The organism is Mesorhizobium sp. M0904, from assembly GCF_040319475.1.
Taxonomy (GTDB): Bacteria; Pseudomonadota; Alphaproteobacteria; order Rhizobiales; family Rhizobiaceae; genus Mesorhizobium.
Map to the genome: position 1 here is coordinate 255,601 of NZ_JAMYOC010000001.1, position 12,333 is coordinate 267,933.

Here is a 12,333-nt window from a genome sequence, read left to right on the forward strand (position 1 = left end):
CGATGTTGAACAGACGAACGCTGCTTGCGCAGACCGCCGGCTTTGCCGTCATGGGGCTTTCGCTCGGTAAGGCAGCGGCGAAAAACCTGCCCGGCATCGAGAGAGCCGCGATGCGCGGCGCGATCAACGCGACCGATCTCGGCGTCCGGCCCGGCGCGCTTGACGACCAGAGCAAGGCTTTCACCAAGCTGCTGCGCGACGCGCACGACCGCGACATGGCGGTGTTCCTGCCGCCGGGGACCTATATCGTTTCCAACCTGTCGCTGCCCGGCCGCTTGCGCCTGTCCGGCGTGCCGGGCGCATCGCGGATCGTTTATGGCGGCAACGGCCATCTCATCATGGCCGAACAGGCCGAACATATCGAACTCAGCGGGCTCGTGTTCGACGGCAGCAAGCGCTGGATGGGCGACTACACGCAAGGCCTGCTCGATCTGCGCCGCATCGTCCATCTGGTCGTCGACAACTGCCAGATGACCGGCAGCGGCAAGAACGGTCTGGCGCTCGAACACGTCTCGGGCCGCATCGAGCGCTCGGAGATTTTCGGCGCAGCCGACGCCGGCATTTATTCGGTCGAGGCCGCTGGCCTGGAAATATCAGGCAATAGCGTCTCCGACTGTGCCAATGGCGGCATACTCGTGCACCGCTGGCAGGCAGCGGAAGACGGCACCATCGTCAGCGGCAACCGCATCGAACGCATCCAGGCGCGCAGCGGCGGAACCGGCCAGAATGGCAATGGCATCAATGCCTTCCGCACCGGCAACGTCATCATCTCCGGCAATATTGTTTCGGACTGCGCGTTCTCGGCGATCCGCGCCAACAGTGCTAGCAATGTGCAGATCACCGGCAATACCTGCTCGCGCTCGGGCGAAACGGCCGTGTATTCCGAATTTTCATTCGAAGGCGCGATCATCGGCAACAATATTGTCGATGGCGCCGCGAACGGCATTTCGATCGTCAATTTCAACGAAGGCGGCCGCATGGGCGCTCCGGCAACATCGTCCGCAATCTGTCGACCAGCGGCCCCTACCCTGCCGACGCGCCCGGCTTCGGCGTCGGCATCAGCGTCGAGGCAGACACCGTAGTTTCCGGCAATGTCGTCGAGAATGCGCCGCTCTACGGCATGCAGATCGGCTGGGGACCGTTCATGCGCAATGTGGTCGCCACGGGAAACGTCATTCGCAAGGCGGGGACCGGAATCGTCGTCACCGTGGTCGAAGGTGCCGGGACGGCAATCATCTCCGACAATGTCATCGACGGGGTCCAGAATGGCGCGATCGTCGGCCAACGCTGGGCCGAGCCGGTGACCGGCGACCTCGCCGCATCAGGCAATGCCGGCTACGCGCATTTGACCGTCGAGCGCAACCACGTCAGTTGAGGGTGGCCGTCGGCCGAAGCGCGCCAACCTTGGCGCCGATCCGGCTTTCGATGGGCGGATTTGCCTGTTCGACCAGTTTCGCCGCTACCATCTTGTCGGCGTGCAGCAGCTTAGCCAGCACGGCCGCGACCATCGCTTCAGCGGCGCGGCCGGCGCCATCATCGCATTTCAGCGCGATGCCAAGGCCGAGCTCCGGAAGGGCGGCGCAAAAAACACCTTCGGCGCCTCCCTTGACGAAAATCCGCCCGGGCGCGGCCTCCATCATCGCGACATCGGACCTGCCCGTGCCGGCGACGAAAAACGGCTCGGCCATGCAGGCGGAGAGCAGCCGCTTCGCCGCCCGGGCGCGCACCGGCTCGAAGCCGGCACCTGTCGCCATGCGGGCAAAGCCAAGGGCAAAGCTGCGCAGCGGCACGGCATAGGTCGGAATCGAGCAGCCGTCGGTGCCACGGTGATCGGCGTCATGGGCAGCACCGGTCACCGCCTGCATCGCTTCGCGCACCATCTCCTGCGAGGCATGGCCAGCCTTGACGTAACCACGATGGGTGATGCCGCTGTGAACGCATGTGCATAGGAAGCCTGAGTGCTTGCCGGAACAATTGTTGTGCAGCGCGCTCGGCACGCTGCCGGCGCGGGCAAGTGCCAGCGTCGCTCCATGGCTCGACGGCCAATGCGCGCCGCATTCGAGTGCCGCCTCGTCCAGGCCGGCCTTCGCTAGCATGGCGCGCGCCAGCTCGACATGTGGCGGCTCGCCGGAATGCGAGGCGCAGGCCAGCGCCAGCTCCCGATCACCGAAGCCGTAGGCATCGGCAGCGCCGCTCTCGACCAGCGGCAGCGCCTGGATCGCCTTGACCGCCGAACGCGGGAACACCGGCTGTGCCGTGTCGCCGATCTCCCAGACAGGCTTGCCGTCGGCGTCGAAGACGGCAACAGCGCCGCGATGGGCGCTCTCGACGATAGCGCCGCGCAAGACTTCGACCAGAACCGGATTTGCCATGTCACCTCCCGCAAATGCGGGCGGGTTTATCTGATCCGGTCGAGAATGGAAACGTAGTTGGCGACCGCGGCACCACCCATGTTGAAGATGCCGCCGAGTTTTGCTCCCGGCACCTGGATGCCCCCCGCCTCGCCGACAAGCTGCATGGCGCTCAGCACATGCATGGATACGCCGGTGGCACCGATCGGGTGGCCCTTGGCCTTCAGCCCGCCCGACGGATTGACCGGCAACCTTCCATTCTTCGCCGTCTCGCCATCCAGGGCCAGCTTGGCGCCCTCGCCCGGCCTGGCCAGGCCCATCGCCTCATACTCGATCAGTTCGGCGATGGTGAAGCAGTCATGCGTCTCGACGAAGGAAAGGTCGCCGAGCGTCACGCCCGCCTGCTTCAGCGCCTGGTTCCAGGCCTGCTCGCAGCCTTCGAAGGCGAGAATGTCGCGCTTCGACATCGGCAGGAAATCCTGCACATGCTCATTGGCGCGAAAGGCGACGGCGCGACGCATCTTCAGCGCCGTGCCCGTGTCGGCAAGGACAAGCGCGGCGGCGCCGTCTGAAACCAGCGAGCAGTCCGTGCGCTTCAGCGGACCGGCGACGAAGGGGTTTTTTTCGCTTTCCTGCCGGCAGAACTCGTAACCGAAATCCTTGCGCATCTGCGCATAGGGATTGTCGACGCCGTTCTTGTGGTTCTTGGCGGCGATCATCGCCAGCGCATCCGACTGATCGCCATAGCGCTGGAAATAGGCTTGGGCGATCTTGCCGAAGACGCCGGCGAAGCCTGCCGGCGTGTCGCCGTCCTCCGGCAGATACGAGGCCTTGAGCAGGTTCTTGCCGATCTCGGGACCTGATGTCGTCGTCATCTGCTCGGCGCCGACCACCAGCACGATACGGGCGGCATTGGCGTCGATGGCGCGGATGCCTTGCCTGACTGCCGCCGAGCCGGTGGCGCAGGCGTTCTCGACGCGGGTCGCCGGCTTGAAGCGCAGCCGGTCGTCGGCCTGGAGGACCAGGCTCGCGGTGAAATCCTGGGCGGAAAACCCGGCGTTGAAGTGGCCGAGCACGATCTCGTCAACGTCATCCGGACCGATGCCGGCATGATCGAGCGCCTCGACTGCCACCTTGGTGATCAGGCCCTCCAGCGTCTCGCCTTCGAGCTTGCCGAAGCGCGAATGCGCCCAACCGACGATGCATGCTGTCATGGCGATCTCCATCCTGCGGACCCGGGCTACGCGATACTTGCGGCGCGCCTCAGCATTGTTCAAGCATGAACCGTTCCGCCGGCTTCGTGAAGGGGCCAGAACCGCACAATCGCTTGATCTTGAACATCTGGTCATAGTGCCTGGCTTTTGCCAGCAAATCAGACCGGATTTTTGTTGATTGATGCGTCAATAAAAAATAATCTTGGTGCCAACAGGCCGGAGCAAGAATGCCGAAACTCGGAATGGAACCGTTGCGCCGCAGGGCGCTCATCGACGCAACGATCTCGGCGATCGGCGAGCGCGGTTCGCTCGATGTTACGATGTCGGAAATCGCCGGGCGCGCCGGCGTGTCCTCGGCGCTTGCCCACCATTATTTCGGCGCCAAGGACGAATTGCTGCTGGCGACCATGCGTTACATCCTCAGCGAACTAACCGCCGATACGCGCCGTGCACTTCGCGCGGCCGGCACGGCGCGCCAGCGCGTCTCGGCGGTGGTCGCGGTCAACTTCTCCGACATCCAGTTCCAGCCCGAAACGATCGCCGCCTGGCTCGCCTTCTATGTCGAGGCGCAGAAGTCGTCAGCACTTCGTCGGCTGCTCAAGGTCTATGCGCGGCGGCTGCATTCCAATCTGCTCAGCGGGCTGACCGGCATCCTGCCGAGGAGCGAGGCCGACCGGGTCGCCGAAGCGACGGCGGCGCTGATCGACGGGCTCTATATCAGGCGCGCGCTGAAAGAAGGTGTTCCCGATGCCGCGACCGCGATTGCACTGGTCGAGGACTATCTCGAAACGAAGCTCAGCGGACGGCAGAAGCAGTGACATCCAAACCCAACATCCTGATCGTCATGGTCGATCAGCTCAACGGAACGCTGTTCCCGGATGGGCTGGCGGACTTCCTGCACGCGCCGAATCTGAAGGCGCTCGCCGCGCGTTCGGCGCGGTTTTGCAACACTTACACCGCCTCGCCGCTCTGCGCCCCGGGCCGCGCCGCATTCATGAGCGGCCAGTTGCCGTCACGCACCGGTGTCTATGACAACGCCGCCGAATTCGCGTCTTCGATCCCGACCTTTGCCCATCATCTGCGCGTTGCCGGTTATCACACCTGCCTCTCCGGCAAGATGCATTTCGTCGGGCCGGACCAGTTGCACGGTTTCGAGGAGCGGCTGACCACCGACATCTATCCGGCCGATTTCGGCTGGACACCCGACTATCGCAAACCCGGCGAGCGCATCGACTGGTGGTATCACAATCTCGGCTCCGTCAGCGGCGCCGGTACTGCCGAGATCACCAACCAGCTGGAATATGACGACGAGGTCGCCTTCCATGCGGTGCAGAAGCTCTACGATTTTGCCCGCGTCTCCGACGATGCCGCACATCGGCCCTGGTGCTTGACGGTTTCCTTCACCCATCCGCACGATCCCTACGTCGCACGGCGGCGCTACTGGGATCTCTACGAGGATTGCCCGGCGCTCGAGCCGGAGGTCGGCTTCATCCCCTACAACAGGCAGGACCCGCATTCGCAGCGGCTCTACCGCGCCAGCGACTATGACAGCTTCGACATCACCACTGAGCAGATACGCCGCGCGCGGCGCGGCTATTTCGCCAACATCTCCTATCTCGACGACAAGGTCGGCGAATTGCTGTCGGTACTCGAGCGCACGCGAATGCTCGACGATACGATCATCCTGTTCTGCTCGGATCACGGCGACATGCTCGGCGAGCGCGGCCTATGGTTCAAGATGTGCTTTTTCGAAGGTTCGGCGCGGGTGCCGCTGATGATCGCCGGCAAGGGCGTACACGCCGGGCTGATCGAGACGCCGGTTTCCAACCTCGACGTGACGCCGACGCTTTGCGATCTCGCCGGCATCGACATCAGCGCGATTGCGCCGTGGACCGACGGCCAGTCGCTGCTGCCGTTGCTGAACGGAAAGAAACGCTCCGCGCCGGTGCTGATGGAATATGCCGCCGAAGGCTCCAACGCGCCGATGGTGGCGATGCGCGAGGGCCGCTACAAATTCATCCATTGCGAGATCGATCCGCCGCAACTGTTTGATCTTGAATCGGATCCGCGGGAATTGACCAATCTCGCCGCCGATCCGGCCAATGCGGCTTTGGTGGCCGCTTTCACCGACAAGGTGCGGGCGCGTTGGGACATGGCGGCGTTCGATGCCGCGGTGCGTGCCAGCCAGGCACGCCGCTGGGTGGTCTACCCGGCGCTGCGCAACGGCACCCATTATCCCTGGGAATTCCAGCCGCTGCAGAAGGCATCGGAGCGCTACATGCGCAACCATATGAACCTCGACCTGCTCGAAGAGCAGAAGCGCTTTCCGCGAGGCAAATGATGGCAGACCGTCTCGTCCCCTCGCTCGACCATCTCAGGCAGGCCTATGCCGTCACCTCCAAGGCAACGCAGGTCACGCCGCTGCTGGAATCGGCGGCACTCGCCCGCGAGACCGGCGCTGCCCGCGTCTTCGTTAAGGCCGAATCGCTGCAATGGGCCGGATCGTTCAAGGTGCGCGGCGCCTACTGGCGGCTGAAGAAGCTCTCGCCTGACGAAACCAAAAAGGGCGTCGTCGCCTACTCCTCCGGCAATTTTGCGCAAGGGCTGGCGGCGGCAGGCGAAGCGCTTGGCATTCCCGTCACCATCGTCATGCCGATCGACGCGCCGGCCGCCAAGCGCGACGCCACATCGGGCTACGGCGCGCGCGTGGTGCTGACTGACCATGGCGAGCGCGCGCGTGAGGAAGTCGCCGCCGCCAAGGCGCGCGAGATCGCCTCGAGCGAAGGCCTGGCGCTGCTGCACCCGTTCGACGATCCGGAGATCGTCGCCGGCCAGGCCGGTGCCGGGCTGGAGGCACTCGACCAGCTCGCCGCCAGGCAAGCGGAGGCCGATCTCTTGTTCTGCTCAGTCGGCGGCGGCGGCCTGATCGGGGGCGTTTCGCTGGCCTTCCATTACCTGTCGCCCGCCACGGAGATCATCGGCGTCGAGCCCGAAGGTTTTGACGGCATGGGCTCGTCGCTGGCGCATGGCGCCATCGAAACCATGCCGATCGGGCCGAAATCGATCTGCGACGGGCTGATGTCGCGGCGGCCGGGCGACGCGCCGTTCGCAGCGGTGAAGGCGGCCGGCGTTCGCGGCGTCACCGTCGACGATGCCTCGGTGCGGCGCGCCATGCGCATCGCCTTCGAGCGGCTGAAGCTGGTGCTCGAACCATCCGGCGCTGCTTCGCTGGCGGCGTTGCTCGGCGGTAAGGTCGACGCGACCGGCAAGACCGTTCTCGTAGTGGCAACCGGCGGCAACGTCTCGCTGGCCGATTTCATTGCGCATATGAACCACGGGCGCGCATGAACCATGCTTGAAGCGGATTTCGTCATTATCGGCTCCGGCTCGGCCGGCTCGGCCATGGCCTACCGGCTGTCGGAGGAGGGCAAGCATTCGGTCATCGTCATCGAATATGGCGGCAGCGATATTGGGCCGCTGATCCAGATGCCGTCGGCGCTGTCGATCCCGCTCAATATGAGCCTCTACGACTGGGGCTTTGCCAGCGAGCCCGAGCCGCACCTCGGTGGCCGCGTGCTGGCGACGCCGCGTGGCAAGGTCATCGGCGGCTCGTCCTCGATCAACGGCATGGTCTATGTGCGCGGCCATGCCCGCGACTTCGACCACTGGGCCGAACAGGGCGCGGCCGGCTGGGGGTTTGCCGACGTGCTCCCCTATTTCAAGCGCATGGAGGACAGCGCAGGCGGCGAGGATGGCTGGCGCGGCCATGGCGGCCCGCTGACTGTGCAGCGCGGCTCGAGGACGAACCCACTCTATGGCGCCTTCGTCGAGGCAGGCCGTCAGGCCGGCTTCGAGCTGACCGACGACTATAATGGCGCGAAGCAGGAGGGCTTTGGGCCGATGGAGCAGACCATCCGCGGCGGCCGTCGCTGGTCGGCGGCGAGCGCCTATCTGAGGCCGGCGCTGAGGCGGAAAAATGTCATCCTGGTCAAGGGTTTCGCCCGGCGGGTGATCATCGAGAATCAACGCGCCACCGGCGTCGAGATCGAAGCGCGCAAACGGATTCAGGTGGTCAGAGCGCGGCGCGAGGTGATCGTTGCCGCGTCCTCGATCAACTCGCCCAAGATCCTGATGCTGTCCGGCATCGGCCCCGGCCAGCACCTTAGGGAGAACGGCATTCCGGTGATCGCGGACCGGCCGGGTGTCGGCCGCAATCTGCAGGATCATATGGAGCTCTACATCCAGCAGGAATCGACAAAGCCGATCACGCTGAACTCGGTGCTGAATCCGTTTTCGAAGGCGATGATCGGGGCACAATGGCTGTTCTTCAAATCCGGCCTCGGCGCCACCAACCATTTCGAGGCGGCCGCCTTCGTGCGCTCGCGCGCTGGCGTCGATTATCCCGATATCCAGTATCACTTCATCCCGGCCGCGGTCCGCTATGACGGCAAGGCGGCGGCCAAGGCGCATGGTTTCCAGGCGCATGTCGGGCCGATGCGGTCGAAGTCGCGCGGTTCGGTCACGCTGCGCTCGCCCGATCCCAAATCGAAGCCGGTGATCCGCTTCAACTACATGTCGCATCCGGACGACTGGAAGGAGTTCCGCCACTGCATCCGGCTGACCCGCGAGATCTTCGGGCAAGCGGCCTTCGATCCGTACCGCGGCAAGGAACTGTCGCCGGGCTCGCATATACAATCGGATGACGAACTCGACGCCTTCATTCGCGATCACGCCGAAAGCGCCTACCATCCTTGCGGCACCTGCAAGATGGGCCGTGCCGATGATGCGATGAGCGTCGTCGATCCCGAATGCCGCGTCATCGGCATCGAAGGGCTGCGGGTCGCCGATTCCTCGATCTTCCCGCGCGTCACCAACGGCAATCTCAACGCGCCGTCGATCATGACTGGCGAGAAGGCCGCCGACCACATTCTCGGGCGCACGCCGCTGCCACCTTCCAACCAGGAACCATGGATCAATCCGCGCTGGCAGGTGTCGGACAGATAGGCCATGATCCGGCGGACGCATATTCCGCATGCCGCGACAAGACGATTTGGAGAACAGTCATGCGCGCCCAGCCAACGGCATCGCATTATGTCAATGGACGCTATATCGACGACGAGCGCGGCGCAGCGCTGCCGGTTATCTATCCGGCAACCGGCGAGACCATCGCCATGCTGCGCTCGGCGACGCCGAACGTGCTGGAGCTGGCGATCGAGGCGGCGCGTGCGGCACAACCGGCCTGGGCGCGGCTGAAGCCGGTCGAACGCGGCCGCATCCTGCGCCGTGCCGCCGACATTCTGCGCGCGCGCAATGCCGATCTGGCGCGCATCGAGACGCTGGATACCGGCAAGCCTATCCAGGAGACGCTGGTTGCTGACGCCCCGTCGGCGGCCGACTGCCTGGAATATTTCGGCGGCGCCGTTGCCGCCTTTAATGGCGAGGCCGTCGATCTCGGCGGGCCCTTTGCCTATACCAGGCGCGAGGCGCTCGGCGTCTGCGTCGGCATCGGCGCCTGGAACTACCCGATCCAGATCGCCGGCTGGAAATCCGCACCGGCTCTCGCCATGGGCAATGCGATGGTGTTCAAGCCGTCGGAGAACACGCCGCTCTCAGCACTGGCGCTCGCCGAAATCTACACCGAGGCCGGCCTGCCGGACGGGCTGTTCAATGTCGTGCAAGGTTTGGGCGATGTCGGCGCTGGCCTTGTCGGCCATGATGTCGTCGCCAAGGTCTCGGTGACCGGCTCGGTGCCGACCGGCCGCAAGGTGCTGTCACTCGCCGGCTCGAAGATGAAGCACGCGACGATGGAGCTTGGCGGCAAGTCGCCGCTGATCGTCTTCGAAGACGCCAACCTCGAAAATGCCATCGGCGGCGCGATGCTCGGCAATTTCTATTCGACCGGCCAGATCTGCTCCAACGGCACGCGGGTCTTCGTGCAGAGCGGCATCCATGACCGTTTCGTCGAGCGGCTGACCGAACGGACGAAGAAAATCCGCATCGGCGATCCGCTCGATCCGGACACACAGATGGGGCCGCTGGTCTCGAAGGCGCAGCACGACAAGGTGGTCTCTTACATCGAGGCTGGCAAGCAGGATGGCGCGGTGCTCGCCTGCGGCGGAAACGTGCCTTCGCTGCAGGGTTTCCAGGATGGCTTCTTCGTCGAGCCGACGGTGTTCACCGGTGTCACCGACACGATGCGCATCGCGCGCGAGGAGATTTTCGGGCCGGTGATGAGTGTGCTGAAATTCGACAGCGAGGACGAGGTGATCGAGCGCGCCAACGACACCGAATTCGGCCTCGCCGCTGGCGTGTTCACCCGCGACCTGGCGCGCGCCCATCGTGTCATCGCCGAACTGCAGGCCGGCACCTGCTGGATCAACGCCTACAATCTGACGCCGGTCGAAATCCCCTTCGGCGGCTTCAAGCAGTCCGGCATCGGCCGCGAGAATTCGCTCGCGGCGCTAGCACTCTATTCGCAACTGAAGTCGGTCTATGTCGAGACCGGGGATGTCGCCAGCCCGTACTGATCCTTGCGGGCCGTGCCATCCAGATATTGGGTCAGCGCGCAGACCAGATGATAGAAGATGCTGGCCGGCACCTCGCTTGCCAGAGAACGGCCGCGCTCGTCGATGCGGTCGATCCACAGGCCGAGCGGTGCGGGATTGATGTGCCAGCGGAACAGCCGGCCGACACGCGCCTCGATTTCCGGCTTCAGGTCGGGACCGCCCGAACCGTCCAGCGCGATCGCCGCCTTGATCGCTTCGGCCTGTGGCCAGCTGCGCGAGACGCGGTCGAGCGGCAGTCCTTGCCGCGAGACGGCGCCGTAGGCGAGGCCCGTGGCGCGGTTCAGGCCATTGGCGATCGCCGACGCGTAGAGCTTCCTGGCGAGGCCGGTCAAGCCGCTCTGGCCGCTGCGGCCGGCGAAGTCGACCAGCAGCGAGGCCCATTCGAAATGATGGCCCGGTTCGGTCCACGTGCCCTTCTCGCCAGGGGCCGGCCGCCATTCATGGTCGAAATACTCGCCAAGGGTCCAGCTTTCCGGGTCGAAGAAATGACTGCGGAACAGATCGACGATGCGCGCGGCGCGGCGGAGATGAGCGCGCTCGCCGGTCGCCTGATGCCAAGCCAGGAACGCCTCGAGCAGATGCATGTGCGGGTTGGAGCGGCGCTCGCCCTCGCCGATCGAGGTCTCGCGGAAGCCGGTCAGGCGTTCGTCCTCGAGATGCGCGTCGATGAACGCAAAGGTCTCCTCGCCAAGCCGCAACGCATCGGAATTGCCGCACATATGGGCATGCGCCAGCGCCAGGAGCACGCAGGAATGATCGTAAGCATCCTCGGCTGCGTCGGCGACGGTGCCGTCGACGTTGAGCGTGCGTACCCAGCCGCCATTGTCGGTACGGCCGTGCCTGGCCATGAATTCAAGGCCGTGGCTGATCAGCCGATCGGCCGGGCCGTCCCAGCCGCGCGCCTTGGCGACGGCGAAGGCGTAGATCTGTCTGGCCTGCGTGCGCATGCGCTTGGGTTTCATCAGCGGGGCGGCATCGAAGCCGAGCGCTTCGTGGAAACCGCCATGGCGCTCATCGACGCCGACCGTCGACCACAACGGCACCGTCTCCTCGAACAGCCAATGGTGCACGCGGCGCTGCCAGGCGCCGCTTTCGATGACGCGATCGTCGGCGGGCGTGAACCTGGTCTCAAGGCGACCGCTCTTTTCGAGCTGCTCGACGATTTTTTTGACATTCTGGCTGTGGCTGACCGGCGCGACGAAAGTGGCGTCGGCGGTCGACACGATGGCGACGTCCTTCAGGCCAATGGCCGACAGGAGGCGACCATCGCTGCGGATATAGGAGTTCTCGCAATCGATGGCGACAACATCGCCGACGATGACATTGCCCTGCCTGTCGGAGGGGCCGACGTCGAGCAGCGATTGCCAGGAGCCGAGATCGTTCCAGCGAAAGCCCGCCGGCACCATGGCGATGCCGCTGGCGCGCTCCATGATCGCATAGTCGATCGATGTCGATGGGATGGCGGCATAGAGCTCCAGAGGCATGTAGAGGCCGGAAAGGTCTGATGTCGCCGCCTGATAAGCAGCCTCGGTGGCGCTCCAGATGTCGGGCTGGAAAGCCATGAATGCGTCGCGCATGGCGCTGGCGCGAAACAGGAAGATGCCGGTGTTCCAATAGAAGTTACCGGCCTCGAGATAGCTCTGCGCCGTGGCGAGATCGGGTTTTTCGACGAAACGCGAGACGTCGCAGATGCCGTCCCGCTCGCCGGCCACCTCGATGTAGCCATAGCCGGTCTCGGGTTGCGCGGGCTTGATGCCGAAAACCACCAGCCTGCCGTCGCGCGCCGCCGCGGTGCCGGCTTCGACGCTCTGCCAGAATTGCTGCGCCGTCGCGATCTCGTGGTCGGAGGGCACCACCAGCACCAGGCTGTCGCCGAATTCCGACAAGGTGCGCAGGCTTGCCAAGGCAACGGCCGCAGCAGTGTTGCGGCCGGTCGGCTCGAACAGCGGGCCGCCGCCGGAAAGCTCGAGACCGGCAATATCGGCATGAACGCGGTCGGCGTGCCTTTCCGAGGCAATCAGGAAGACCGGCGTTTCGCCCTCCGGCCGTGCGGTCAGCCGCCGCAGCGTCTTGGCCAGCATCGAGCCGTCGCCGGAGAAATCATGGAACTGCTTGGGATTATCCTCGCGCGACAGCGGCCACAGCCGCGAGCCGACGCCGCCACTCATCACAAAACTGACGATCCGTTCGGTCATGAAGACG

8 protein-coding genes and 1 pseudogene are annotated in these 12,333 nt (G+C 64.9%); 6 read left to right on the forward strand and 3 right to left on the reverse strand.

The window, feature by feature from the left end; genetic code table 11:
- Window positions 1–2: 2 nt before the first annotated feature.
- Window positions 3–1,375, forward strand: a pseudogene (locus tag NKH80_RS01380) (TIGR03808 family TAT-translocated repetitive protein).
- Here NKH80_RS01380 and NKH80_RS01385 read toward each other — a convergent pair.
- Window positions 1,368–2,372 carry an asparaginase gene (locus tag NKH80_RS01385; RefSeq protein WP_352989133.1) on the reverse strand — a complete coding sequence of 335 codons (1,005 nt, stop codon included), beginning with the start codon at window positions 2,370–2,372 and terminating at the stop codon, window positions 1,368–1,370. The pseudogene NKH80_RS01380 and the gene NKH80_RS01385 overlap by 8 nt on opposite strands.
- Window positions 2,373–2,398: 26 nt before the next feature.
- The gene (locus NKH80_RS01390; RefSeq protein ID WP_352989136.1) at window positions 2,399–3,565 is read right to left on the reverse strand and encodes an acetyl-CoA acetyltransferase; all 1,167 of its coding nucleotides are present in this window, start codon (window positions 3,563–3,565) and stop codon (window positions 2,399–2,401) included.
- Window positions 3,566–3,792: 227 nt separating this feature from the next.
- On the opposite strand from NKH80_RS01390, the gene betI reads away from it, so the two are divergent.
- From betI to betB, 5 genes are read left to right on the forward strand one after another with little or no spacing between them, the layout of a single operon-like run.
- A complete protein-coding gene (betI, locus tag NKH80_RS01395) occupies window positions 3,793–4,383 on the forward strand; it encodes a transcriptional regulator BetI (protein WP_352989138.1) in 591 nt (196 codons plus the stop codon).
- Window positions 4,380–5,906 (forward strand): choline-sulfatase, encoded by a 1,527-nt coding sequence (betC, locus tag NKH80_RS01400; RefSeq protein WP_352989141.1) that lies wholly within the window; start codon window positions 4,380–4,382, stop codon window positions 5,904–5,906. The genes betI and betC overlap by 4 nt, the downstream gene beginning before the upstream one ends.
- Complete coding sequence (locus tag NKH80_RS01405; RefSeq protein WP_502900894.1) at window positions 5,906–6,913, forward strand: threonine/serine dehydratase family protein; 1,008 nt, start codon at window positions 5,906–5,908, stop codon at window positions 6,911–6,913. The genes betC and NKH80_RS01405 overlap by 1 nt, the downstream gene beginning before the upstream one ends.
- A 3-nt stretch (window positions 6,914–6,916) precedes the next feature.
- Entirely contained in the window at window positions 6,917–8,569 is a 1,653-nt protein-coding gene (gene betA / locus NKH80_RS01410) for a choline dehydrogenase (RefSeq protein WP_352989144.1), read from the forward strand.
- Window positions 8,570–8,628: 59 nt separating this feature from the next.
- Window positions 8,629–10,092 carry a betaine-aldehyde dehydrogenase gene (gene betB, locus NKH80_RS01415; RefSeq protein ID WP_352989147.1) on the forward strand — a complete coding sequence of 488 codons (1,464 nt, stop codon included), beginning with the start codon at window positions 8,629–8,631 and terminating at the stop codon, window positions 10,090–10,092.
- Here betB and NKH80_RS01420 read toward each other — a convergent pair.
- On the reverse strand, window positions 10,056–12,326 hold the full coding sequence (locus NKH80_RS01420; RefSeq protein ID WP_352989150.1) for an AGE family epimerase/isomerase: 2,271 nt from the start codon (window positions 12,324–12,326) through the stop codon (window positions 10,056–10,058). The genes betB and NKH80_RS01420 overlap by 37 nt on opposite strands.
- Window positions 12,327–12,333: the final 7 nt, after the last annotated feature.